The following is a 23272-nucleotide window of genomic DNA, read 5'->3' on the forward strand; positions in this document are numbered from 1 at the left end:
GTAGGGCTGTGGGACCCCGCCACCGGCCAGCCTGTCGGCAACCCCCTCACCGGACACACCGGCCCAGTCCACACCGCGGCCTTCTCCCCCGACAGCCGCCTTCTCGCTACCGCCGGCGTGGACGGCACCGTACGGCTGTGGGACCCCGCCACCGGCCAGCCTGTCGGCAACCCCCTCACCGGACACACCGGCCCAGTCCACACCGCGGCCTTCTCCCCCGACAGCCGCCTTCTCGCCACCACCAGCCGCGACGCCACCGTACGGCTGTGGGACCCCGCCACCGGCCAGCCTGTCGGCAACCCCCTCGCCGAACACGACACGCTCGCCCTCGCAGTGGCCTTCTCCCCCAACGGCACCCTCCTCGCCACCGCCGGCGTGGACGGCACCGCACGACTGTGGAACGCCGGCAGCGGCCAGCCTGTCGGCAACCCCCTCACCCGACGCACCGGCCCAGTCCACACCGCGGCCTTCTCCCCCAACGGCGCCCTCCTCGCCACCGCCGGCGTGGACGGCACCGCACGACTGTGGAACGCCGGCAGCGGCCAGCCTGTCGGCGACCCTCTCGCCCGGCAGACCAACCAGGTCTCCGCGATGGCGTTCTCCCCGAACGGCACTCTTCTCGCCAGCGGCCATGACGAAGGCACTGTTCGGCTGTGGGACCCGGCCACCGGGCAGCCTGTCGGCATTCCGCTCACCGGACACACTGGCACGGTCTTCGCAGTGGCCTTCTCCCCCGACGACGCTGTCCTCGCCAGCGCGGGCCAGGACAGTACCGTCCGACTGTGGGTGGCTCTGCCCAGTCGGTCCCCGGCGGACCGGTGAAGCAACCTAGGGATGGTTCCTACTCACCAGCCAGAGCAGGGGCTTCCTCACCCGGCCAGGTAGTTGCCCCCTGTTCCTCACGCCCCAGGTCAGGACTGTTGGATCTAGAAGGCCGGGGCCGCAGCTCCAGCCGGCTTCACCTCACCCCGGCGTGCGGGTGCCGTGCTCCCTGCGCAGGCCCGGCTGCGGCCATGCGTAGGACCGGGTCGTCACTGAGGTGTCACCGCGGAGGTCGATATCGACCTGGTAGACGACACGGCCGTCCGGGAAGTCCTGCCGGGCCCGGACCGGGGCATACCGCCAGGCCCCGTGGGACCAGACCTTGAGCGTCGAGCGGTCCCCCGGGGGCCAAGGTCCGCACCGTCGGCGGGGGCCCACCCTCGGGGCGCCACGGCCGCGCCTCGACCGGCTCCCGCAGAGCGTTCACCCTCCCGCCGCCCCGTCCTGCCACGGCGGTGTCGGCGTACCGTCCGGATCCAAACCGAACGGCCACAACTTCTTCAGAGCCGTACTCGCTTCATAGCCGCGGTCGGCGGCTTTCCTGTACAGGACCTCGGCCCCCGGCCAGTCCCCAGCCTCCTCCCGCATGTTGGCCAGACCTTCCAGGGCTTGGGTGCTACCGCGTTCAGCTGCTTCCCGGAACAGGGCCTCGGCCCCAACAGCATCCCCGGCCCGCTCCCGCATCCAGGCCAGGAAGAGTCGGGCATCTGGGTCACCATGATCGTAGGCATGCCTCGCTAGGAACTCGGCGCCCTCCCGATCACCGGCCTGCTCCCGCATCCGAGCCAGACGCATGAGAGCGTCCGGTTCACCATGGTCGACGGCCAACTGGCACATTCTGTCGGCACTTTCCCAGTCCCCGGCCTCCAGCCGCCTTTGAACCAGGAAAACCGGAGTGTCGGTGCAACCATGGTTGGCGGCCTGCCTCGCTAGGAACTCGGCACCCTCCCGATCACCAGCCTCCTCGCGCATTACGGCCCAGGGGACGAGAGCGCGGCTGTGGCCGCACTCGACGGCCTGCTGGTACAAGTGTTGGGCGCCTTCTCGGTCCCCGGACCGCTCCCGTGTCACGGCCAAGGCGACCAGTGTGCGGCCGTCGCCGTACTCGTCGGCCTGCCTCGCCAGGCGTTCGGCGCCTTCTCGGTCCCCGGCCTCCTCCCGCATCATGGCCAGGAGGAACGGAGCATCTCTGCTGCCGTGGTCGGCAGCCTCCCGGTACAGCGCCTCAGCCCCCGCCCCGTCCCCAGCCTCCTCCCGCAGCCGGGCCACGACGACCAGGGCGCCGGTGTCGCCCCGGGCAGCGGCTTCCCGGGCCAGGGCCTCGGCACCCGCCCTGTCCCCGGCCCGCTCCCGCAGCCGGGCCGCGACGACCAGGGCATAGGTGCTGCCGCGGGCGGCAGCCTCCCGGTACAGCGCCTCAGCCCCCGCCCCGTCCCCAGCCTCCAGCCGCCGCCGGCCCAGGGCGACCAGGGCGTGGGTGCTGCCGTGGTCGGCAGCCTCCCGGTACAGCGCCTCGGCCCCCACTCTGTCCCCGGCCTCCTCCCGCAAACCGGCCAGGTGTTCCAGTGCGTGGGTGCTGCCGTGGTCGGCGGCACGGCGCTGGAGGTGGTGGGCCCATTGCAGACGGTGCCGGGCCTTGGCGGCTTCGGTGAGGTTGTGGAGGTCGTCGGGGTGGGTGAGGTGGGTGTGGGCGGCGTGCCAGAAGGATGCGGGTGGGCAGAGGTGGGGTCGGGTGGTGCGGCCGTGTTGTTCGAGGTAGTCGGCGAGCCGGAACACCGGCCCCGTTGTCTGTGGTGTGGGGCTGTCGGCAGGCGTGGGGCCGGGTGGGCGTCGTTGCGGGCGGGGTGTGACCCGGCGTAGGGGGGCGTGTTTGCCGTGGACGGGCTTGGCGAGTTCAGCGTAGGCGCGTTCGGCCCAGTCGTCGGTGAGTTGGTCGTAGTCGGTGTCGGTGAGGTAGTCGGGGGCGGCGTCGGTGAGGAAGGCCTGCGGAAGGTGAGGGCCGACGCCGAGGCGGCGGGCGTCCATCGCGGCGTCCAGGAGTGCGCGGGCGGCCGGGCTTGCGGTGTCGTAGCGGTGCAGGAGTTCGGGGGCGCCGGCGAGGTCCTGGGTCAGGCGTCCGTCGCTACGGGCGCGGGTGAGGGCGTCGGCCAGCAGCCGGTCGCCGGCCTCGGCCAGCGCGGTCGCCTTCGCCAGGGCCGCCGGGTCGAAGGCGGCAGGGACGTGCACGATGCGCCCGGCGAGCAGTTCCCTGACCCGGCTATACGGATCCGGCGCCTCCGGTGGGGGGAGGGACGTGTACTGGGCGGCGTAGTCGGGCCAGAGGGTGCCCAGGACCAGGACCGGCCCGCGCTCGGGTTGGACGAGCAGGGTATGGACCGCGGCCGCGATACGCTCCCCCGCGTGTGGGTCGCCGAGGTAGTGCTGGGCCTCGTTCAGCCACACCACCGTCCGCGACCCGACCCGATGCAACTCCTCCAACGCCGCCTCCGCGCGGGTCGGATCGTACGGGTGCCACAACCACCACCCCGCTGAAGCGAGTGGCTGCACGGCCTCCCAGCAGGCCCGCGTCTTACCCGTCGACGACTCCCCCACCAACACCAACATCCGACTCCGCCCCGCTTCCGCGCCCTGGACGGCCTCGGCCAGCAGCCGGTCGTGCTCACGGGCCACGTACCCGGGCAGCACCCGCCGCTCCACCCCACCAGCACTCTCCAGGATCGTGCCGGCGAGATGGACCTCCAGCGCATACGGATCCCACTCACCGACCGGCCTGCCCGGCCCCGACCGGTCCCCGTCCCCGTCGCCGGCCGCGGTCCGCCGCAGCGCCAGCAACTCGCCCACCGGCAGCCCCAACGCGCGGGCCAACGCCGCCACCGTGTCCGTCGTCGGCACCGGCTCACCGGCCTTGAACGCCTTGTGCACGGTTCCGCGGCTCAGCCCGGCCCGCGCGGCGAGCTGGGTCTGGTTCAACCGCATCCGCACCCGCCCGGTCTCCAGCCGTGCGCGTAACTCGGCCAGCGCCGAACCCGGCGTGTGGTTCTTCTCGTGCACCTGCTCCCGCCCCCGAGATGGTGACGTGTCCGCCACTGTTCATCTTCGTCCGGACGCACCATGGCGAACACCGCTTCCACGAGATTCGTCCCCGTCAACGCCCAATCGCATGCCGGGAGCCCGAACGTGAACCTCGCTGTCGCCCTGCTCACCACCGCCCTCGTCATCATCGTCGCACTACTCGCCGCCGCCGGCGCAGGCAAACTCGCCCGCCTCGACGGCGCCACCTACCCCACCGCCCTCACCCGCGCCGCCACCACCTTCACCGCAGTCCTCACCCTCGCCACCACAGCAACCACCACCTTCACCGCGCTCCGCACATAACCACCCCACACACCACCCACCCCACCCAGCCCCGAACACGCCCAGCACCCCGAACACAGCCCTCAGAAACACTTCACCAAAACACGCCCGCACGAGCTGAACACACGGCCGCACGACGACATCGACTCGCTCATCAACCACCCACCACCCCAAGCGACCGCCGCACGAGCTTCCGGACCGGCTCGTCTCCTACACCCGGACGGCCATCAGCAGCATCGCCGAGGGCCCTGCCTTTTCGCAGATGGACTGGTGAACGGAGTGCGCACACCTACCAGCCGCAGGCCCGGGCCGGGTGCCCGGCCCGGCGCCGCCGGCAGGGCTGCCCTGGCGACGGGGGTACCGAGATAAGCAGCGAGGCCGAGGCGATGGTCGTGGCCGGGATCCTGGCGCTGCTGAATCGGATCGCGCCGACGTCGGTCAGCCAGGGCCCGGCGGGAACGGCGACCCGCAACTACCTAGCCGAAGACCGTGAGGGCGGGCGGTGGTTCGTGAAGGCGTACCCCCGTGGCACCAACATGGACATGGACCGGGAACGTCAGGCCCTGGCCCTGGGTGAGGCGGCGAGACGAGCCGGGGTGTCGGTACCGGCCGTGCGGCGCACGGTGACCGGCGAGATGATCGCGTCGGCCGGAGGACTGTCGGTGTCCGTGACCCAGTACATCGCGGACGCGGAGACGGCCGAGGGCGGGCTGTCCGGCGGCCGATGGGCAGCGGTCGGCGAGACCGTGGGCCGTCTGCACCGGGCCCTGGCCAGCCACCCCGTCGGACCGCCGCACCCTGTCGCGGCCCGCGCAGTGTGCGACGCCGCGCGGGCCAGGCGGCGGCTGGAGGAACTCCTCGCCCGCTGGGCCGCCGCACCGCCGCCATGGGGAGGGTTCGCCGCCTGATGCGCCCGGACCGCGAAGCAGCGTCATGTCGCCCTTCCCGAGGTGGCGGCCCGCCTGGAGAAGCTGCCCCGCACGCTGACGGCGCAGGTCGTGCACGGGGACCTCGCCTCGCCCAACCTGCTGCTGCGCGGCGGGGCGGTCGCCGCAGTGATCGACTTCCGGCCCCCGTCGCATCGCAGTGCCGCCTGGGAGTTCGGCCGGATCGTGCGGACCGCGCACCGTCCTGGCCCGCCCGGACGAATGGATCCCGGGCCTGGCCCGTGCCGTTGACGCCCACCCGACGGCACCCTCCTCGCCTTGCCGCGCGTGACCGCCGGGTACCTGGCCTGCTCGGTCTGTCCCCGGTCCGAACCACTGAACGATCCCGCCGCGGTCACCCCGGCGCTGGAGGCGTACGGGCGTGCGCGGCACGAGGCCGCAGGCATGCTGTGGGAGCGCCTGGACGAGGCGAGGAGGCGCTCCGTGACGTCCTGCGCTGAGACCCCCTCCGTCCCCGGCGCCTCGTTGTGGCGGCACCGGGACTTCCGCCGGTACCTGACCGGCCAGACCGCGAGCGTGGCCGGCAGCTCGATCACCCAGATGGCGCTGCCGGTGCTCGCCGTGCTCCACCTGGGCGCCACGACCGCCCAGGTGGCGTGGCTGGCGTCCTCGGGCAGCTCCCGCCCGCGCTGCTCGCCCTGCACGCCGGCGCCCTCGCCGACCGGCACTCCAAGCGCCGGCAGATGATCACCAGTGACCTGGTCGGCGCCGCAGCGCTCGCCACGGTGCCCGTGGCGGGCGCGCTGGGAGCGCTGGCCCTGGCGCAGCTCGTGATCGTCGCCGTGGTCCAGAGGGCGGCGAGCGTCCTGCACGACGCGGCGGCCATCAGCCTTCTGCCCAGCCTCGTCGACCGGTCCTTGATCCAGCGGAGCAACAGCCGGGTGGGCGCGCTGCTCGCGATCGCCGCGACCGCCGGAAGCCACCTCGGCGCTGCGCTGACCGCGCTGCTCGGCCCCGCCCGGGCCCTGATCGGCGACGTCGCCTCCTTCCTGATCAGCGCCGGATGCACCGTCCGTATCCAGACCGCCGAACCCGCCCAGGCGGCTCGCCCCAAGGCCCGCCGACTATGAGGAGATCGGCGAGGGCCTGCGGTACGTGCGCGGGGTGTTGACGTCCACCCGCTCCGACTCGGACGGCGACCTGCCGGAGACCGCAAGGGCCGGCCACCACGCGGGGAGGGTGGCCGGGGCAGGGCGGCCGGTTGTCGGCGGCGACCGTGGGATCCGGACGGCCCGAGGGCGCAACGCGCTGCCGTCCTCTCGGGGTCTGCGGAACGCACAGGCGGAGGGCGCGGGTTCGAATCGGCCTTCTTTGTCCTGTTCCCGGTGTTCCCAGCCGCTCCACGCACCCGTAAGTAGCCAGGGGCAACCCTCAACTGTCAGGAGGCGGGCATGTACCGCAGAAGACACAGGCTCAGACGCGCACTCGCGGTCGTCGTCGCGTCGATGACCGTTCTCGGCGGCTTGGCGGGCACGGCGTCGGCCGACGGGGCCGGTACCCCGGTAGCCGTCTCGACGCCGTTACCGGCGGAACTGGAGCGCATCCGGGCGGCGGAGGCGACATCGCTGTACGGGAGCCCTGCCGAGCGTCCCTTCGACGACCGGCTGACCTCGATCGCCGCGCTGGGCGACAGCGAGATCTCCGGGGAGGGCATCGGCACCTACGAGCGGGGCACCGACGGGCCCGACAACTGGTGCCACCGCTCCCCCGACGCGGCGATCCACCGCACCCATATCGGCACGGACAGGAGCTACAACCTCGCCTGCTCCGGGGCCCGAACGGGCCACATCGTCATCGGCGGCACCAAGCAGCACGCCGACGAGCTCGTCCAGAGCGACCATCTGGCCGTCAAGGCGCGGAACACCACCGTGAAGATGGTGCTCCTGGTCGTCGGCGCCAACGACGACCTGCGTTTCGGTTCCGTCATGACCGACTGCGTCAAGCGCTGGCTGCTCTTCAAGGGGCCCTGCGCACCCACCTACGATCCCGGCTGGCAGGCGCGGGTCGACGCACTGACGCCCAAGGTCGAGAGGACCGCGCGGGATCTGCGGACCGTGATGCGCGGGGCCGGGTACGCGGACACCGACTACCAGCTGGTCGTCATGGGCTACCCCAGCCCCGTCGGCCCGGACGTCTACGACAACCCCGGCTTCAGGGGGAAGCTGTGGGGCGGATGCACCGGCCACGACTCGGACGCCGCCTGGGGCCGCAACACGGCCGTACCCGCCTTCGAGCGCGGAATACGCGAGGCCGCGCGCCGCGCCGGCGCGGTCTACCTCGACAATTCCCGCCTCTTCCACGGACACGAGGTGTGCATGGACAACGCCTGGGCACGAGGGCTGACCGTCGACCTTCTCAACCCCTTCCCGCCCGATGCCAACTCCCTGCGCCAGTCGTTCCATCCGAACGGCCGCGGCCACGGCGCCTTCGCGGCCTGCCTGACCCAACTGCACGCCGTCGGCTGGCGTGAGGCGAGCTGCGCAGACCCGGCCAGCACGGGCAAGCCGGTGCTCTACGAAGGCGCGTGGGACGACATGCTCCGCCCGCTGCGCAACGAGGCGACCGGCGGCTGCGTCGACGTGTACCGCTCGAAGACCGCGAACGGCTCGCACATCGCCGGCTGGGACTGCCACGGCGGCCGCAACCAGGCGTGGTGGTACGACCCCGGGCAAGGCATGCTGCACAGCGCCCTCACGCACGACCGGTGCCTGGACATGCCCCGCGGCGACTACACCGCCGGCGCGTCCCCGCACCTGTGGAACTGCCACGGGCAGGAGAACCAGCGCTTCGCCCTCGTCGAGGGGACCGTCCGGCCGAAAGCGGCGACGCACATGTGCCTGACGCTCACCGCTCCCCGGGGCGAGCTGCACCTGCGCGCCTGCGACGGCTCCGCGCAGCAGCGCTTCGCCTGAACCGGCCCCACGGGCGCGGTCACCGGGAGGCGAACGACGCACGGCCATGGCGCGCGGGCAACGACGGGGCGAATCCCGATGCTGCCGGGCGCCGGCCCTCGGACGGTAATGGAGCCCGAACAGCCGTCCAGCGGGGTCGGCGCCCGGCAGGACCGACGAGGCGGTCGCAGGCGGGGGTCCCGGCGAGCAGGCGGTGGACGCGCTCGGGCCGGCGCTCCCGGAGCTGTCCGGCCGGTTCTCTCAGGCATCCGCTGCCCGACTTCGTCGCCCCGGCCGGGGCGGGCGGCCCCGGGAGGACGGCGCGGCCGTCGCGCCCCGCGGCGCCGAGGGCCCTCGACGCTCGCGTGACGGCCGCACTGCCGCCGTGGTGGCGGGGTACGTGCAGGGACCACCACCACGAGCAGCCCGGGTCCGACGCAGTCCTCGCGCCGGCTGCCCGCCCGTCACCGCAGGACGTGTCGGCAGGGCGGGTGGCACGGCCGTCTCGCCCCGCCGCGCCGACGTCTTCGACCACAGGACGCCTTCCCTGTACACGGAACAAGCGCTAGCTTGCACGCCATGCGAATGACGTGGACACGTCGAATGCTGGTGGGACTCTGCACGGCAGGCGCGGTTCTCCTGGGCGCGCCACCGGGTGCACAGGCCCACGAAGAACGTGAAGTCGCCTTCCCCGACGGATCGGGCAGCGTACCCGTCTACCGCGAGGGTGAGCCGGACCTGCTGGTCTGCAAGACCGGAAGGACGGACTTCGAGCAGCGCATCGCCCGGTTCCCGGCGGCACTGCGGGAGCGCAACCTGCGGCTGTACGAGCGGTGCGAGCGTGACGGCTTCCGGCACCTGCAGCAGGCGGTGGATGCGGCCGACAGGCCGGGAACGACCATCGCCGTCCTGCCCGGGCGCTACGAGGAGGAGCCCTCGCAACCGGAGCCGACGGGCAGGTGTGCCCGGCTCAAGGCCCCCAGGGCGGCGCTGGGTTACCAGGTGCTGTCCTACGCGCAGCAGAAGCAGTGCCCCCACAACCAGAATCTCGTTGCCGTTCTCGGGAAGCAGGACCTGCAGATCGAAGGCACCGGGGCGGACCCTCGTGACGTCGTCGTGGACGCCGGCTACCGCAAGCTCAACGCGATCCGCGCGGACGGCTCCGACGGCATCTACCTCCGAAACTTCACCGCCCAGCGCACCACCTTCAACTCGCTGTACGTACTGGGAGTCGACGGCTTCGTCATCGACACCGTACTCACCCGCTGGAACGACGAGTACGGTTTCCTCACCTTCGCCAGCGACCACGGCCTGTACCGCGACTGCGAGTCGTACGGGAACGGTGATTCGGGGATCTACCCGGGCAGCGCCTCGGACATCAACGCCGGGCGCGGCTACGACGTACCGCGCTACTCGATCGAGATCACCGGCTGCCGCAGCCACCACAACCTGCTCGGCTACTCGGGGACCGCCGGCGACTCGGTCTGGGCCCATGACAACGAGTTCGACAACAACATGGCCGGCGCCTCGATGGACAGTGCGTTCCCCGGCCACCCGGGCCTGCCGCAGAACCACGCCAGGTTCGAACGCAACCTCATCCACGACAACAACCAGGAGTACTACCGGTATGTGAAGGACGGCACGTGCGACCGGCCGCCCGCCGAGCGGGGCTACGAGCGGGGCGTCGTCTGTCCCCAGACGTCGGTGCCGCCCGGCACCGGAGTCCTGGTGGCGGGAGGGAACTGGAACGTCTTCGAGGACAACTGGGTCTACGGACACCGGCGGACCGCGTTCCACCTCAACGCCGTCCCCGCGTTCGTCCGCGGCGAGGAAGCCTGGTCGCGGCAGGCCGACACCTCGCACCACAACCGCTTCCACGCCAACCGCCTCGGCACGACGAAGGACGGCAGGGCCCGCCCCAATGCGACCGATGTCTGGTGGGACGGCCAGGGGCGGGGCAACTGCTGGCAGGAGGTCCGGGGCAGTAGCCCGCGCACCCTTCCGCGGTGCGGCGACAGGGCGGGGGCGGTGTCCGGCGGTTCGCACCGCATCGTGGGTGAACCGGTGAAGGTCGCACAGCTGATGGTGTGCTCCGAGTACAGCGTCAGGGAACGGCGGCTGCCCGTGGGCTGCGACTGGTACGGGGCCCGCGGGATCGAACGCATCGAGGTGCAGCTCGCTCTCGGCATCGCCGTCGTGCTCGCGGCGGTCGGTGGACTGCTGTGGTGGCGCAGACTGCGCCAGAACCGCTGGGTCACCGCGGTGACCGCGCTCGGCGCGGCCGGTCTGGCCCTGGACGTCGCCGGGGAGACGACCGCGCTCGCCCCGACGGTGGTACCGCCGCTCGCCCTGCTGCTGCTCGGGACCTGGTGGGCCGTCACCGGACTCGCGCTGCGGAGCACACATCGCCTCTTCGGCTGGACGACTGTGATGCTCGGCCTGCTGACCCTGCTGGACGCCTTCGACCAGGCGGTGCTCATGATCCCGTGGACACCGCTCGGCCCGGCGTGGCCGCGCGGCCTGCTGGGGCTGGTCTGGGTCGTCTGGGCGGTGGTGGCCGCGGCCCGGCCGGCCGGCGCCGGATCTTCCTCCGGGGCGGCCCCTGGCCGCACCGCCCGGGTGATGCCGTGAGCGGGCGGCGACTGGCCCGCGCGCTCGGGACGGCCGGCATCCTCGGCCTCCTCGTCCTCGCCGCCGGGTGCACGGAGCGCCCCGACACCCACCACAGGCCGGGAACGAACCACGACACGGTCTCCGGCCCGGCAGGCACGCTGCTGCCCGCCGAGGGCAAGAGCCGTCACGAGCGGCTCCGGCAGGTGCCCGCCAAGGACGCTCCCGCCGTCACCGTGACCGTCCGGGCCGATACGCACGACGGATGGAACATCCGGCTCGACGTCCGACGATTCCGCTTCAGCCCGGACAGCGTGGGCGGGGCGGCGGTCCTGGGCAGCGGCCACGCTCGTCTGCTGCTGGACGGCGCAGAGGTCGCACGGGTGTACGGCGACCGGCATCATCTGCCCTCGGCCGACGTACCCGCCGGCTCGCAGATGCTCACCGTCAGGCTGCACGCGGACGACCACACCGTGTGGGCTCTGGACGGGGAACCGGTCCAGGACAGCGTGCCCCTGTCCGGTACCGCGCCACCGTCCTCGGGGCCGGACCAGGAACAGAAGCCTGCCGGCAGGACGCTCGACATCACCGTCGCAGGAGGTGTCGTCAGCCCGGAACCCGGACGTATCGAGCTGAGGAAGGGCGAACGGCTCACCCTCCGCGTCACCAGCGACACCGACGACGAACTGCACGTCCACGGAGTGGACCGCTCGGCCGTGCTCACGGCCGGCCGCACCGCCACCCTTGAGGTGCTCCTGGACCGGTCGGGCCTGTACGAGGTGGAGACCCACCGGTCCGGCCTCGTGCTGACGCAGCTCGCCGTCCGGTGAACGCCCTGACCTCGCTCGCCCACGGCGTCGGCGCCCGCCACGACCTGCCGGTCTCCGCCTTCCACGCATACGCCGGAGCGTTCGCCGCGCTGCTCGTCTCCTTCCTCGCCCTGGGACTGCTCTGGCCGGCCCCCCGCTTCCGGGGCGACCGCGCCGGCCGCCCCCTGCCGGTCCCGGTGCAGCGTGCGGCACAAGCGCGCGTCCTGCGCGGCGCGGCGCGGGGACTTGGGCTCGCCGCTGCCGCCGTGATGCTGCTCCATCTGCTGCTGGGCCCGGACGACGCCGACCGCAACCCGGCACCCGCAATGGTCTACGTCCTGTTCTGGGTGGGTCTCGTACCCGCGTCACTGCTGTTCGGCCCGGTGTGGCGGCTGCTGAACCCGCTGCGCACGCTGCATGCTCTCGGCTGCCGGACGGCGCGCCGTGATCCACGCAGGGGAAGCGCACGGCTGCCCCGGCAGCTCGGGTACTGGCCCGCGGCGGCCGGGCTGCTGGCCTTCACGTGGCTGGAGTTGGCCTCCCCCTCCCCCACCTCGAGAACGGCCCTGCTCCTCTTCCTGCTGGCCTACGGGGCCGTACAGCTGACCGGGGCGGCGATCTTCGGCAGCCACTGGTTCGACCGGTGCGACGCGTTCGACGTCTACTCCGCACTCCTCGCCCGGCTGGCTCCGCTGGGGCGCAGGGCCGACGGGCAGCTCGTCCTGCGCAGTCCGCTGCAGGGCCTGGACGGCACTCCCCAAGCGCCCGGGCTCGTGGCCGTCATGTGTGTGCTGCTCGGCAGCACCGCCTATGACGGTGTGTCGGACGCGCCTGCGTGGATCGCCATGCTGCAGACCTCGCCTCTGGGCCCCACCACGACAGCCTCCCTCGGGCTGGTGGGGACCGTGGTCGCCATCGCCGCTCTCTACGGGGTCTGCGCGGGCGCGGTCCGCCTCACCGCCGGTCCGGTGCCCCAGCCGCTCTCCGCTTTCGCCCACTCCCTGCTGCCGATCGCCGTGGGCTATCTCGTCGCCCACTACTTCTCGCTGTTCACCACGGAGGGCCCGCGTGCGGTCATGACGGCGGCGGGTCACGGCCCGGTGGCCGCACGGGACGGACCTCTCGGCCCCGACGGCCTTGCCACGCTGCAGGTCACCGCTGTCGTCACCGGGCACGTCCTCGGTGTCGTGGCCGCGCACGACCGGTCGGTACGGCTCCTCCCCCCGGACCGGGCCGTGGCCGGCCAGATCCCCCTGCTGGCCCTGATGATGGGCTACACCCTCGGCGGTATCGGGCTGCTCGTCGCATGAGGCCGTGCCCGGCCGGGGGGTCCGCCGGCCGTCATGGGCGACATCGCCCCGAAGGTCCGCGAGCCGACCGGGCGGATCGGCCCGGAGCGGGTGAGCGACCGGTCCGGTCCGGTTGCACCGCCGGTGCACGCATCGCCTCACCGCGCGTGCCCCGGCGGGCGGCCGGCGGCTCGGCGAGCCCCGCACACCAGGCGGGACTGGCATGTTGCTGACACGCGCAAACGTCCTGGTTCACCATCGAGGACCTCGGCGCCTTGGTCCGCCGCCACCGGGTGGACGACTCCGTCTCGAAAGCGATCAGCCGGACTACCCGCACCGACGTGATCGTCGTCGACGGCATCGGGCTCCAGCCCGTCTCACCCGATGCCGCCGAAGGCTTCTACCGCCGTGTCGATGCCGCTTACGGGCGCCGCAGTCTGGCAGTCAGCAGCAACCTCCATCCGCCGGGATTCGACGAGATCATGCCCAAGACCCTCGCCACTGCGACCGTCGACCGGCTCCTGCACCACGCCCACGTCGTCGTCACGCAGGGCGACAGCCACCGCCTCGCCGAGGCAACCACCGGTCGAGGCGTCGTCCCCCTCGACTGACAGTGATGATGTTGGTGGTGACGCCGCGGGTGGGTCCGACCCTCCGACTGACTGACGTCTCGACTGTCCTGTTTGGGATTTGTCGGCTCGCCGGGCGTAGCGGTGCAGCCGGCGGAACGCGTCGAGGCGGGCCTCGCGCTCGGTGGACCAGCCCCGTCGGGTGCCCACGTGAAGCTGAACAGTGCGCATGCCGGAGCCGTATGAAGGTTGTGCCCTCTGTATGAGATCACCCTCCGGCTGGGCGCAGGCCCGGCCGTGCCAGGACGTTCTCGTGCATGTGAGCCCTTGCCCACCCGGCGCGGGAGATTCGAGGAAGCGAGGCCCTGTGGTGACGCATTCGGACACGGCAGACGGACACCCTCCCCAGGAAAGGGTGGATCCCGGCCTTCTCCCCGAGACCGACCTCGTCGAGTGCCTTCGTTCCGGCACCGACGCCGAGGGGCAGGCCATCCGGGAGCTGCAACGCAGACACCTGCCCGCCGTCGCGGCCTACGCGCAGTTGCACACCACCAGCGATCCGGCTGGCCGACGGCTCGCCGGCGAGGCGTTCTCCCGGGCGATGGAGGAGGTCCGGGAAGGTGTCGACCCGTCAGGGACCTGGCGTCACCACGCGCTGACACACGTCCGCGAAGCCGCGCTCGCCTGGGCCGCTGATGACCGACGGAGCCGGCTACAGCCCGATTTCCTGGCCTGGGCGCAGACAGTGCACGTCACCAGCGCGTCCGAACCGCCCAACGCCATGGCCAGCGCCTTCTATCAGCTGCCGGAACGACTGCGGTCCGCCCTGTGGTACTCCGTCGTCGACGACGAGCCGCACTCCGAAGTCGCCACACACCTGGGCGCGACCTCAGACGCCGTCCCCGATCTCGCGGCCAAGGCCCAGGTCGCCATGCGGGATGCCTATGTGCAGGAGCACCTGTCGCTCCGCGGCACAGCAGAATGCCGCGGCTTCAAGCGCATCATCGAGGCCGCCGCTCAGGAGCGGGGCGGCACCCCACACCCGGATCTCGCCGCGCATCTGGCCCACTGCGTCAACTGCACGGGCCTGCTGTCCAGACTCACGAGAATGTCCGCAGGTCCACGGCTCCTCCTGGCCGAGGGACTGCTGCTGTGGGGCGGCGCCGCCTACACCGAGCGCGTCCCGATGCGCACCACTTCTGAGACCACGTCGTCCGAGCAGGGCACCGTCCTCGGCACGGACTGCCAGAAGACCCCGCTCGACGTGCCGACAGCACTGGTCGAGGTCCTGAAGAGTCTGAGCCGTCCCCGACCCGCCCATCGATCCGTGCGGGAACACCGGACCGTCAAGGCCGTCGGCAGCATCGCCGCGATCGTCGCCGTGGCCACGGCGGCCGCGGTAGCGGCTCCCGACGTCCTGCCCGAGAGCTGGGACCTCAGCGGTCTCGCGGGCCCCGAGCCCAGCCGGTCGGCCGACCCGACCCCGTCCACCACGCCCTCCCGCTCCCACGACACGGCGCCGTCGGGCGATCCGACTCCGCATCCGGAAGGGGCTCCCTCGCCGGTTCCCCTCGGCAAGCCCTCCCAGATCGTCCATGCGGCCACCGGGCTGTGCCTGGACGTGGAGAACCAGGTGGTGGGCAAACGTGTCAACGCCGTCGCCGCTCCGTGCGGTTCGGGCACCACCCAGCGATGGAACTTCGACACCGACGGACACCTGCACAACGAGGCCGACCCCGGATTCTGCCTCAAGGTCGACGGAGACACCGCGGACGTGGGGATCCGGCCATGCACGAGCGACGACCCGGAGAAGCGATCACGGATGACCTTCGTCATCGGTGAGAGCGGGGAGATCCACTCCAAGCCACGAACCGGCCAGGTCATCGTCCCCGTCGGTGACTACACCGACGAAGTCCGTCCCGTGGAGCTCAAGGAGAGCTCCACGGTGGGTGACAAACGCTGGGTCGCCGGTCCGATCACGGCCACAGCAACCGCACAGCGGGACTGAGCCTTCTCCATCTTCACCCTGAGCTGGCCAGATGCAGGGCGAGGACGGCCTGGACGAGGCTGGTGATCCGGGTGGTCGAGCACCGCAGTCTGCGAAGAAGCCGCCAGGACTTGAGGGTGGCGACGGCCGGTTCGACGAGGGTTCGGATCTTCGCAGGGGACCGGTTCACCGCCTGCTGGCCTGCGGAGAGGGTCTCCCACCGTCCCCAGCACGGGATGCGGACCGTGCCGCCGGCACCTTGAACCGCTCCGGGTTCGGTAGACCCTGGGCTGGGCGGCGTGCCGGGCGTGGGCCGGTGCCCAGGTGGCTTGCTGGGCGACGGCGAGTGCGGCAGGGAGGTCCAGGTCGAGGACCGTGATGCCGGGCAGCGCCGCCAGCTGCTCTGCGGTGCCGGGCCGGTACCGGCCGGCTTCGACGAGTACGCACGCGGAGGCGTGGAGGTACCAACCGGTTTCGGCGTGAGCGCGCGGAGGAGACGGGAAGCGAGGATGTTGCCGGGTATGACCGGCGGGAGCGTCCCGGACTCGCTGAGCAGGTCCGGGAGGGGGAACGTCCAGCCGGCCGGCCGCGGCTCCAGCTGCCCGAGGTCCGGGATACGGGCCGCAGCTCTCATCGGCTACCGCTGGCTGGCGTCCCTGCTCACGGCCTGAGCCGGTGGTCAGCGTCGATGACGACCTGGTGGTTGAGCATCGGCCCGAGGTGGTCGATGATGCGGTCTGCCGCCGACTTGGACACCCCGAACAGAGGGGCGAGCTGACGCATGGTCAGGTTCGTGCGCCAGTAGGCCGCGACCAGCAGTGCCCGGTCCTCCAGCGGAGGGCTCCACGGCCGGCCCTTGCGGACCGCGTCCGCGTCCTCGCGCCGCAGCACGTCGCCAGCTTCCCGAAAGCACGCGGGCTCAGCCCGGTGAACGGGGCTGACCAGGACGGCTCCGACGCCGTGATCACACCAGCCACACCAAGATCATCTCATCGTAGCGTGCCCCCACCTGTGTCTTCCGGCCTCAGCGAAACTCGTGGATCACCTGGATCTCCCCGATGATGTGGGCGTTGAAGTCCTCCAGCTCCTTGGCCGGAACCCAGAGCTCGAGGATCGTTTGCCCGCCAGCCTGCTGGACGGGATACCGACTCACGAACTCCGCCTCGACCTCGAAACGAGTGACGAAGCCGACGCCATCATGCTTCACGTTCCAGTCCCGCGCGATCCTGACCGCGTAGTCCTCGTTGAGTACCGGGTAGAAGATCGGCTGCTCAGGCAGCCGAGGCGGCCAAGCGCGCCAGTTCAGCTCCCGAACCAGATCCAGCTCCTTGGGACCGGTGGGGCGCCACAGGGTCCTCGTCGCTTGCTGGCTGGTCATCTGCGTCGCTTTCCGAACGTAGACCGCTGGTACGCAGGTCGGGAGACCGGACGATACCGGCATCGCGGACTCGCCGGCTACGCAGTTCTCGTACCCTGGCCGGCTCCATGACCAGCAGTTATGGGACAGTCCCTAGAAAAGCACGACGCCGACCGCGAATACGGACAGGCCCACCGCCACGCTCAGGCAGACCACCGCGATGCGATTGCGTCGTACGGCGGTCTTGCGGTAGCGGAGCACCAGCCGTGCCGCCTCCAGCACGTCCTCGTGCTCGGAGCTCTGGGAACTGCGTCCGTCTTCCCTCGCGCCCACCCCTTCGCCCCTTCGCCGCCGCCCGCCTCGGTCATGCTTCTCCGGCCCGGGCCGACTGCGCCGAGCGGTACCCGTCGAACGGGGCGATCAAGTTATGCCCGTCGGACGCAGCCGGTCAAGCCCATGCATCCGGGCACAGGATCCGTCGGAGCGGGCTTCCGCTCACGAGACAGGCTCGGCATCGTCACGCCCGCCGACGGCGTCTGGTCGGCCCGCCGCCCGGTCCCGGCAGGTAGCGGGTTCGCAGAACCGGTGGGCCGCCGCCCGCTGCGATGTCGGCGACCGGCGAACGCCTCCGGGGCGTGCCGAGGCGGATCGGCAGACCGCGGCCGGTTTCTCCGGCGCTCGCGGTACCCCTGCGCGCGGAGGGGCCGGGCTTCGCCACCGCCCAGTACCCGGGCGTCCCCCGGTGCTCTTCCGAGGGCACGGGCGCCTCCTGGCCGGTCGGCGCGTTCCAGGGGGCAGGTGCAGGGGCGGGCGTCCGGGTCAGGCGGCCCGGGGGGCCTTGGAGGTCAGTCCGCGACGGCGGGGGCGGCGGGGGGCGGGGTGTGCGGGCCGGCGGTGCATGTACGGGCACACCGGGCGGCTTCGTGTACCTGCCCATCAGGGTGCAGGACGCATATGCGAGTGCCGATGGCGAACGTCGCCAAGGGTGCGAGCCCCATCGCCATGGCCGCGATGTAGGAGCCGGCCACCTGGTGGGTGTCGCAGACGGTGCCGATCCGGAACAGGTACCGGGACTCCGATGTCACGTCCTCGTCGCCGTCCGCCCGCAGCACGATGCGCTGGTCGGGGGCCACGGCGCGGGCCGCCACCGCCACCGCGATGTTCTCCAGCACGTCCGAGGTGGCGGCGACGATGGCCCGTGCACGGGGCAGCGCGAGCTTCCGCAGGAGGAAGCGGTCGCCCGCGCGTCCGAACATCACCGGTATGCCGAGTGACTTGGCCACCGGGACGCAGGCTGCCCTGGGGTCGCGTTCGACGGCCACCACGCCGATGCCGAGCCGCTGGAGTTCCAGGCAGAGCCGCAGCCCGACCTGGCCGAGGCCCACGACGATGACGTGACCGCGCCGGGGCACCACCCGGGCGCCGACGAGGCCCGTCAGGCGGCCGGAGGTCATCCGGTCGACCAGGCCGGCGGTGAAGAGCGCGGAGAAGCCGAGGACGCACAGCAGGCTCACTGTGGACAGCATCAGGTACCAGGCCGGGGCGTGGGTGTCCGCCCCGCCGGCGTCGACCGTGGTCAGGACCATCGCCGCATGCCAGGCGGCGGTGACGAGAGTCTCTCCTCGGACCAGCGCGCCCAGCACCGTGTCGAGCAGGAACACGAGGGTCAGTCCGGCAAGGCCGAGGAGCAGGGCGTTCGTGCTGCCGTCCAGCGGCCTGACCTGGGCGTGCGCCCGGTGCCAGAGCCTGCGCGCCGCGCTGGTCCTGACTTCGGGCGAGGACTCCACGCGCAGGCCGTCCCGGATGCAGTCCGTGCCCTCCCCGGGGGTGTCCGGGGCGCCTTGCGTCGTGCTCGTCACGCCCAGCCGGTTCCCGTCGGGCGTGCGGCACAGGGTCACCAGGCGGTCCGCCACACAGGGGCCGAGCAGAGCCGGCACGAGGGCGTCCGTCATGCCGATCACCGTGCAGTTGGGGACCGAGCGGACGACCTCGCCGGCCACCGTGCGGTCGAACAGTGTCACCAGCAGCCGTATCCCGGGGCGTGCGTGCTCGACGAGCAGTGCGTAGCGCAGGGCCTGGATGTCCTGCCGCGAGACGACCACCACGATGTCGACGTCCGGTTGCAGGGCCGTGACGAGCGCGTCCGCCGTCGGCGCGGGCAGGCGGCCGACCCGTGCACCCCAGGCCGTCGCGTAGTCGGCGACCGCGGCCGTCAGGTCGTCGTCGCCGACCAGCAGCAGCCGGCCTGGCGTCGGGCCGTCGCCGGGACCGGCGGCGCCCGGATCGGTGCCCCGCTGCCGGGGGGCGGATGGCTCGGGTACCGGCACCGGCGCTCCTCGGAGATCGTTGTCCAGTTCCCCTCGACGGTACGGAGCGCCGCCTGCGGGTTTCTTCGTCCACCTCTCCAGGGGGCCGTCGTGGACGTTGGCCGATCGCACGAGGGGGCGGGGGCTTCGCCGGCTGTTGTATGTGCTCCTGCCCACCGAGTACCGTCGGTTCCACCGGCACGCCGCGCCGCGCGGCATCACGCACCGTGGTGGACGGTCACCCGGTGAGGAAGTCCAGGCCGAGAGGCCCCGGCCCCTCCCCCTCGTGGATCCCGCCTGGCACATCCGCTCCCGCTCGTGTGCAGGACAGGTGGTCACGATGAACGACACAGTCAGGTCTGCCGGTGCCGCCGTCGTGCGGCAGCTGCTGCTCGCGCTCGGTGATCCGGTCATCGGGCTGGTCGCCGCGCCCGAGGGGCTCGATGTCGAGATCAACGACGTCGTCATCCTGGATGCCGACGACGAGCCTGATCCCTATCGCGGCGATCTGGTGCTGATCATCGGCGGACGGGGCCGGCGGGGCCACCGGCTCGCGCGCGCGGCCGCGGGCCGGGGGGCTGCGGTGGTGGCGCTGAAGACCGAGCACGGCGAGGACCTGGACGAGCTGAAGCGTATCGCCGAGGACACCGGGATCGTGGTCCTCGGTGTGCGTCCCGAGGTCCGCTGGGCCCAACTCGACGCGTTGGCGCGGGGTGTTGTCGCGGATGCGCGGGTCATGGTGCCGGAGGCGGGGCGGCAGGCCGACCTGTTCGCTCTTGCGCAGACGGTCGCCGCGCTCACCTGCGGCATCGTGAGTATCGAGGACAGCGCCAACCGTGTCCTGGCCTACTCCCGTTCCGACGACGAGGTCGATGAACTGCGCCGGCTGTCGATCCTCGGCTGGCAGGGCCCGGACGACTACCTCGCCCTGCTGCGCGAGTGGGGCGTGTTCGACCGGCTGCGCGCTGGCGACGAGGTGGTGCACATAGACGAGCGGCCCGAGCGGGGGATCAGGAGGCGGCTCGCCATCGGCATCCGCGTCGACGAGCGGCTGCTCGGTTCCATCTGGGTGCAGGAAGGCCGTGAACCGCTGGCGGCGGGCGCGGCGAACGCGCTGGTCGGTGCCGCGCGGGCGGCGGCTTTGCAGCTCGTGCGGCGGCGTACGGGCACCTCGCCGGACCTGGAGTTCGAGCAGAGCCTGTTCCGCCGGATGCTGGAGGGGCACATCGCCCCCCGGACGTTCGCCGACAACATCGGGGCCGACCCGGACGGACCGGCGGTCGTGGCGGCGTTCGCCCTGGACGCAGGGCCGGCGGGAGGCGACGCCGGCCGTCCGGCGTTCGAGATGCGCAGGGCGACCATGGCGAGCCTGATCTCCGTGCACGCGGCCGCGTACCGGCGTCGGTCTCTGGTCACCGCCGCCGACTCACGCGTCTACATGCTGCTCCCCGGCCTGCCCGAGCAGTCCGGGGAGAGCATCGCCTGCGCGTTGGCGGGCGAGATCGTGCGGGCGGCCGGGCAGCGGATGCAGCTCGACGTCCGCGCGGCCGTCGGCTCGGTGGTCGGCGGGCTCCACGCGATCGCCCAGTCGCGGGCGGAGGCGGACCAGGTCCTCGACATCGTTCTGCGCGGCGGCGGACGGCGTGTGGCCACCATCGCCGACGTACGCTCCGAGGTCCTGCTGAGCGAGGCCCTGGCGCTGCTGGAGCAGAACCCGCGGCTGCGTGATCCCCGTATCACCGCCCTCCTCGCCTACGAGGCCGAGCACGAGTCGGGTCTGGTGGCGTCCGTGCTGGCGTACTTGGGGACGCTCGGCAACGTGCGGGCGGCGGCACGGTCGCTGCACGTCCATCCGAACACCCTGCGCTACCGGCTGAAGCGGGCCGAGACGGTCAGCGGGATCGATCTGGCCGACCCTCACCAGTGCCTCTTCTCCCATCTGCAGTTGCTGCTGGAGAACGGGCCGACGGCGGTGCCGCCCGGCAGGTGACCGGCAAGGGGGCTCGGGGGCTCCGGCGCGGTCGCACGCGCGCCTGCCGGAGCCCCCGCAGGGGTGACAGCGGATGTCCTGCGGGGGCGTTTCGGGCGTCCGGCCGGCTCTATGCCCTCCGGTCGGCCGCCTCCGGTTCACCGCTCGGCCCGGCAGGCTCGCGATCCCGCTCCTCGGGGGAGCGCAGCGCCGTGCGGAACCGGGCCAGTTCCCGCTTGACGACCGGTGCGAGCAGGTAGAGGCCGATGATGTTGATCAGCGCGAGGAGGAACAGCACGGCGTCGGTGAACGCCAGCACGCTGCCGAAGGTGAGAACGGCGCCGATGACGATGAACGTGCAGAACACCGTCTGGTAGGCGCGCTCGCTGAGCTTGCTCCTCCCGAACAGGTGGGCCCACGCCTTCTGGCCGTAGTAGGCCCAGGTGATCATGGTGGAGACGGCGAAGAGGACCACGGCCACGGTGAGGACGACCGGGAACCAGGGCAGCACCGTCTCGAATGCCGAGGAGGTGACGGTGACGCCGTCCACGGTGGTCCCGTTCGCTGCGTAGTCCGCCTTGGCGTCGTTCCAGAGCCGGGTGTCGGCGATGACGATGGTCAGCGCGGTCATGGTGCAGACGACGACGGTGTCGATGAACGGCTCGAGCAGTGCGACCAGTCCCTCGGTCGCCGGGTAGCGGGTCTTCACGGCCGAGTGGGCGATGGGCGCGGAGCCCAGCCCCGCCTCGTTGGAGAACGCGGCTCGGGTGAAGCCGACGATCAGCGCGCCGATGGTGCCTCCGACGACGCCTTCCCCGGTGAAGGCACCGCTGAGGATCTCACCGAAGGCCGCCGGGACGTCGGTGATGTTGAAGAGGATGACGATGAGGCAGCCGGTGACGTAGACGATCGCCATGGCCGGCACCAGGCGGCTGGTCACACGGCCGATGGACCTGATCCCGCCGATGATGACGAAGCCGACGACCAGGGCGAGCAGGACGCCGAGCACCAGCGCCGAGCCGTCGCCTGCCAGCGGGCCGTCGTCCCCGCCGGTGACGTCCCGGATCTGGATCACGGTCTGGTTGGCCTGGAACATGTTGCCGCCACCGATCCCGAAGAGCAGGATCATGACGGCGGCGAGCGCCGCGAGGACCCGTCCGAGGAACCGCCCGGCAGGGCCGGGCAGCCGCTCCGCGACGCCCTTGCGCAGGTACTGCATCGGACCGCCGGAGACGGTGCCGTCCGGGTGGTGGTCGCGGTAGCGGACGCCCAGGGTGCACTCGACGAACTTGGAGCACATGCCCAGCAGTCCGCAGAGCACCATCCAGAACGTGGCTCCCGCCCCGCCGATGGTGACGGCCACACCGACGCCGGCGATGTTGCCCAGGCCCACGGTTCCGGAGACGGCGGAGGTCAGGGCCTGGAAATGAGTGATCTCGCCCGGGTCGCCCTTGCGGCTGTGCCGGCCGCGGAGGACCTGCAGAGCCAGCCGGAGACCGCGGACCTGGATGAATCCGAAGTAGACGGTGAAGACCGCACCCGCGAGGACGAGCCAGGCCACGATCCAGGGAAAGCCGATCCCGAAGAGGGACACCTCACCGAAGACGAAGTCTCCCAGCCCGGTGGCAATCGGATCGAATATCGCATTGATCTTCTCCTCCACGGTCCCGAGGAATCCGCTCTGCGCCCCCTGGGCGAGTGCGGGCAGCTCTCCGGGAGCGGCATGAAGATGGTGTATCGGAGGCATGACAGTCCCCTTTCTTCTTCCGGGCCGGGGACGACGACACCGTCGAGAAGTCCCGGACCTCGTATCGCCGTTCGGGGAACCGTAGGGCCACCGCGGCCGGCGCGGTTTCGTGCAGTCGGCCAAAGAACCTGGGAGGAACCTGGCGGCGTGGACCACCACACAGCCAGACGAACACGACCGGCACGTCGGCACGTCGGCACGCGTCCCGCTGGGCCGGCCGGTGCCGGCACGCGCGCAGGCGGGCACACTGCACGAGCGCTCGGTGAGGAGCCCCTGGGTCGGGCGCGGCGGCCGGCCGGTGGCCTTCTGCCCGGCCCCGGTCCCGGTCCTGGCCCCGGTCCCGGTCCTGGCCCTGGTCCTGGCCCTGGCGTGTCGCGCCGGACCGGGCTCGCCCCCCAGCCGGTCTCGTGCCGCTGGTCGCACCCCCCGCACGACGACGGCCACCGCCCGGGGTCGCGTTCCAGCCGAGGCACCCGGTCGCCTCCCGCAGTTCGCCGGAGACATCGGCACCGCACCCGGCGCAGACAGGACGCCGCGGCCATTCCGCCGGAAGCCGCGCTGCCCGTACCAAGCACCCGGCGGCCGTCGCCCCCCTCACCACCGCCCGGCCGACCA

General features: G+C 71.9%; 18 protein-coding genes and 4 pseudogenes. 14 read left to right on the forward strand and 8 right to left on the reverse strand.

Annotation, left to right across the window (positions count from 1 at the left end):
- On the forward strand, positions 1–822 hold an 822-nt coding region (locus ACGF15_RS06690), incomplete at its 5' end, for a WD40 repeat domain-containing protein (protein ID WP_392797074.1).
- 423 nt (positions 823–1245) lie between these two features.
- Here the strand turns inward: ACGF15_RS06690 and ACGF15_RS06695 are convergent.
- Positions 1246–3873, reverse strand: coding sequence for a helix-turn-helix domain-containing protein (locus tag ACGF15_RS06695; protein WP_392797075.1), 2628 nt, complete (start codon positions 3871–3873; stop codon positions 1246–1248).
- A 126-nt stretch (positions 3874–3999) separates the two neighbouring features.
- Between ACGF15_RS06695 and ACGF15_RS06700 the strand changes: the two genes are divergently transcribed.
- The 11 genes and pseudogenes from ACGF15_RS06700 (at position 4000) to ACGF15_RS06750 (ending at position 15299) form a co-directional block, all read left to right on the forward strand.
- Positions 4000–4197, forward strand: coding sequence for a hypothetical protein (locus tag ACGF15_RS06700; protein WP_392797076.1), 198 nt, complete (start codon positions 4000–4002; stop codon positions 4195–4197).
- Positions 4198–4568: 371 nt separating this feature from the next.
- Positions 4569–5084: a phosphotransferase gene (locus ACGF15_RS06705; protein WP_392797077.1), complete on the forward strand. Its 516-nt coding sequence runs from the start codon at positions 4569–4571 to the stop codon at positions 5082–5084.
- Between the two features lie 90 nt (positions 5085–5174).
- On the forward strand, positions 5175–5354 hold the full coding sequence (locus ACGF15_RS06710) for a phosphotransferase (protein WP_392797347.1): 180 nt from the start codon (positions 5175–5177) through the stop codon (positions 5352–5354).
- A gap of 27 nt (positions 5355–5381) precedes the next feature.
- Complete coding sequence (locus tag ACGF15_RS06715; RefSeq protein ID WP_392797078.1) at positions 5382–5810, forward strand: hypothetical protein; 429 nt, start codon at positions 5382–5384, stop codon at positions 5808–5810.
- Positions 5720–6193: an MFS transporter gene (locus tag ACGF15_RS06720; protein ID WP_392797079.1), complete on the forward strand. Its 474-nt coding sequence runs from the start codon at positions 5720–5722 to the stop codon at positions 6191–6193. The genes ACGF15_RS06715 and ACGF15_RS06720 overlap by 91 nt, the downstream gene beginning before the upstream one ends.
- Before the next feature lie 321 nt (positions 6194–6514).
- Positions 6515–8035: a ricin-type beta-trefoil lectin domain protein gene (locus tag ACGF15_RS06725; RefSeq protein ID WP_392797080.1), complete on the forward strand. Its 1521-nt coding sequence runs from the start codon at positions 6515–6517 to the stop codon at positions 8033–8035.
- Between the two features lie 564 nt (positions 8036–8599).
- Complete coding sequence (locus ACGF15_RS06730) at positions 8600–10645, forward strand: right-handed parallel beta-helix repeat-containing protein (RefSeq protein ID WP_392797081.1); 2046 nt, start codon at positions 8600–8602, stop codon at positions 10643–10645.
- Positions 10642–11454 (forward strand): hypothetical protein, encoded by an 813-nt coding sequence (locus ACGF15_RS06735; protein ID WP_345615747.1) that lies wholly within the window; start codon positions 10642–10644, stop codon positions 11452–11454. Before ACGF15_RS06730 ends, ACGF15_RS06735 begins: the two co-directional genes overlap by 4 nt.
- Before the next feature lie 5 nt (positions 11455–11459).
- A complete protein-coding gene (locus ACGF15_RS06740) occupies positions 11460–12743 on the forward strand; it encodes a hypothetical protein (protein ID WP_392797349.1) in 1284 nt (427 codons plus the stop codon).
- Between the two features lie 224 nt (positions 12744–12967).
- Positions 12968–13333, forward strand: a pseudogene (locus tag ACGF15_RS06745) (ATP-binding protein); the annotation flags it as partial.
- Positions 13334–13706: 373 nt separating this feature from the next.
- Positions 13707–15299 carry a ricin-type beta-trefoil lectin domain protein gene (locus ACGF15_RS06750; RefSeq protein WP_392797082.1) on the forward strand — a complete coding sequence of 531 codons (1593 nt, stop codon included), beginning with the start codon at positions 13707–13709 and terminating at the stop codon, positions 15297–15299.
- A 13-nt stretch (positions 15300–15312) separates the two neighbouring features.
- Here the strand turns inward: ACGF15_RS06750 and ACGF15_RS06755 are convergent.
- Both ACGF15_RS06755 and ACGF15_RS06760 read right to left on the reverse strand, forming a co-directional pair.
- Positions 15313–15540: pseudogene (locus tag ACGF15_RS06755) on the reverse strand (transposase family protein); the annotation flags it as partial.
- 25 nt (positions 15541–15565) lie between these two features.
- Positions 15566–15834, reverse strand: a pseudogene (locus ACGF15_RS06760) (hypothetical protein); the annotation flags it as partial.
- Between ACGF15_RS06760 and ACGF15_RS06765 the strand changes: the two are divergent.
- Positions 15800–15949 carry a hypothetical protein gene (locus tag ACGF15_RS06765; protein ID WP_392797365.1) on the forward strand — a complete coding sequence of 50 codons (150 nt, stop codon included), beginning with the start codon at positions 15800–15802 and terminating at the stop codon, positions 15947–15949. The pseudogene ACGF15_RS06760 and the gene ACGF15_RS06765 overlap by 35 nt on opposite strands.
- On the opposite strand, the pseudogene ACGF15_RS06770 reads toward ACGF15_RS06765, so the two are convergent.
- The 4 genes and pseudogenes from ACGF15_RS06770 to ACGF15_RS06785 all read right to left on the reverse strand — a co-directional run.
- Positions 15948–16255: pseudogene (locus ACGF15_RS06770) on the reverse strand (transposase family protein); the annotation flags it as partial. The gene ACGF15_RS06765 and the pseudogene ACGF15_RS06770 overlap by 2 nt on opposite strands.
- A gap of 47 nt (positions 16256–16302) precedes the next feature.
- Positions 16303–16656: a hypothetical protein gene (locus ACGF15_RS06775; protein ID WP_392797083.1), complete on the reverse strand. Its 354-nt coding sequence runs from the start codon at positions 16654–16656 to the stop codon at positions 16303–16305.
- Positions 16657–16788: 132 nt separating this feature from the next.
- Positions 16789–16968: a hypothetical protein gene (locus tag ACGF15_RS06780; protein WP_392797084.1), complete on the reverse strand. Its 180-nt coding sequence runs from the start codon at positions 16966–16968 to the stop codon at positions 16789–16791.
- A gap of 512 nt (positions 16969–17480) precedes the next feature.
- Complete coding sequence (locus tag ACGF15_RS06785) at positions 17481–18962, reverse strand: NAD-binding protein (protein ID WP_392797085.1); 1482 nt, start codon at positions 18960–18962, stop codon at positions 17481–17483.
- 319 nt (positions 18963–19281) lie between these two features.
- Between ACGF15_RS06785 and ACGF15_RS06790 the strand changes: the two genes are divergently transcribed.
- Positions 19282–20931 carry a helix-turn-helix domain-containing protein gene (locus ACGF15_RS06790; RefSeq protein WP_345615760.1) on the forward strand — a complete coding sequence of 550 codons (1650 nt, stop codon included), beginning with the start codon at positions 19282–19284 and terminating at the stop codon, positions 20929–20931.
- 109 nt (positions 20932–21040) lie between these two features.
- Here ACGF15_RS06790 and ACGF15_RS06795 read toward each other — a convergent pair whose 3' ends face one another.
- Positions 21041–22657, reverse strand: a complete 1617-nt coding sequence (locus ACGF15_RS06795; protein ID WP_392797086.1) for an alanine/glycine:cation symporter family protein — start codon at positions 22655–22657, stop codon at positions 21041–21043.
- Between the last annotated feature and the right edge of the window lie 615 nt (positions 22658–23272).

This window comes from Streptomyces sp. NPDC048001 (assembly GCF_043203115.1).
GTDB classification, from domain to species: Bacteria; Actinomycetota; Actinomycetes; order Streptomycetales; family Streptomycetaceae; genus Streptomyces; species Streptomyces sanyensis.